Source organism: Photobacterium nomapromontoriensis (assembly GCF_050336815.1).
GTDB classification, from domain to species: domain Bacteria; phylum Pseudomonadota; class Gammaproteobacteria; order Enterobacterales; family Vibrionaceae; genus Photobacterium; species Photobacterium nomapromontoriensis.
Window position 1 is genome coordinate 1 of sequence record NZ_JAKJSL010000092.1, and the last position, 1759, is coordinate 1759.

Sequence of the window (1759 nt, forward strand, 5' to 3'; positions counted from 1 at the left end):
CCGTAACCCTTATGCTGTATTATGTCAGCATGAATTTCATTACGTACTTTCTGTCGATAAAAAGGAATATATTGCCACCAGTTGTCCCCTTTGTCATACATGGCGTATTTCGCTTTTCCACTGCCTTGTTCGGCCAATTTTTCCCAACCAGCCATCGCTTTTTCATGCCAAGCTTCGTTGCACGGCCAGCCAAGATAATCACACGGGCTATTACCACCGGGGACTAATAAATCCATCGCCCACGGGTCGCCCATTTTTGCCGCTTTTAAAAACGTAGTTCCCGCTTTAAAGTGCTCTGAGCTTTCATATTGAGTGATCCCCAGCCAGTAAGTAGCAGCTGCACTACCTTTCTCAGCCTCTGCTTGAAAAACGGCTTTAGCTTGCTTTATTTTGGATTGGTTGTATAAACGGATGCCTTGTTGGATCGCGGTTTGATCACCCTCAGCATGGCTGATCGGCATGTACAACATCGCGGGCAGTAAAATCAGGGCTAATGTGCGCGCCCTAACCAACGCAAGTTTCGTTAATGTCATATTCTGCCATCATCCTTGATCAGCTTGTTTTTACTTTTACATTAATAAAAGAATAACTTGGTGGTGGTTTCATCTAAAAAGCGATTGGGTTTCACCCGTTGTATAAATTCTTCAACTTTTTCATCCATTTCATCTTGCTGTTCAGGGGTGACTAGAATTTCAAAAACAGTATTACCTTTATCATCTTTTAAAACCCCCCCCCACTCATTCCGCAAAAAGTTTTTCACAGTTGGAGACCCAACTGGATTTCCACCAAGCACCGACGCTAAGCGGTGATAGTAATAGGCTTTAACATAATCTTGATTAAAACCATCCGTGCCATTCTCATATATATAGGATAGTATTTCTGAAGATCTGTAGTAACCTAACTCAAGCGATCTGAATATCCATTCATTGGCTTTTTCTCTACCAATAAATTCAGCTGAATAAAATAAGCTATGCATCGCTGGCGCATAACCATCTTCCGCGGCCTGTATCAAATAATTTGTCTGTTGCTCATTACTATCCCATTTGGCACCATTTTTAAATATACCGTAGCCCTTATGCTGTATTATGTCATCATGGATTTCATTACGTACTTTCTGTCGATAAAAAGGAATATATTGCCACCAGTTGTCCCCTTTGTCATACATGGCGTATTTCGCTTTACCGTTACCTTTGGCCGCCAATTTTGCCCAGCCAGTCATTGCTTTTTCATGCCAAGCTTCGTCGCACGGCCAGCCAAGGTAGTCGCACGGGCTGTTTCCTCCGGGGACCAGTAAATCCATCGCCCATGGGTCACCCATTTTTGCCGCTTTTAAAAAAGAATCTCCCGCTTCAAAGCGTTCACCGCTTTCGTATTGAGTGATCCCCAACCAATAAGTAGCAGCTGCACTGCCCTTGCCTGCTTCTACTTGCAATATCGCTTTAGCTTGCTTGAATTCAGATTGATTGTATAAGCGGATGCCTTGTTGAATCGCGGTTTGATCTATGCTGATTTGATCGAGGCTAGCTTGACCAATCGCCTCACCAGCATGGCTGATCGGCATATGCAGCATCGTTGGCAGTAAAATCAGGGCTAATGTGCGCGCCCTAACCAACGCGAATTTCGTTAATGTCATATTCTGCCATCATCCTTAATCAGCTTGTTTTTACTATTGCCTTAATAAAAGAATAACTTGGTGGTGGTTTCATCTAAAAAGCGATTAGGTTTCACCCGTTGTATAAATTCTTCCACTTTTTTATCC

At 43.0% G+C, this 1759-nt stretch carries 2 protein-coding genes; both read right to left on the reverse strand.

Annotated features, from left to right (window positions below):
- The coding region (locus tag L4D12_RS25315) for an SEL1-like repeat protein (RefSeq protein WP_489685954.1) at positions 1-533 on the reverse strand (533 nt) is incomplete at its 3' end.
- Between the two features lie 41 nt (positions 534-574).
- The gene (locus L4D12_RS25320; protein WP_428450580.1) at positions 575-1633 is read right to left on the reverse strand and encodes an SEL1-like repeat protein; all 1059 of its coding nucleotides are present in this window, start codon (positions 1631-1633) and stop codon (positions 575-577) included.
- Between the last annotated feature and the right edge of the window lie 126 nt (positions 1634-1759).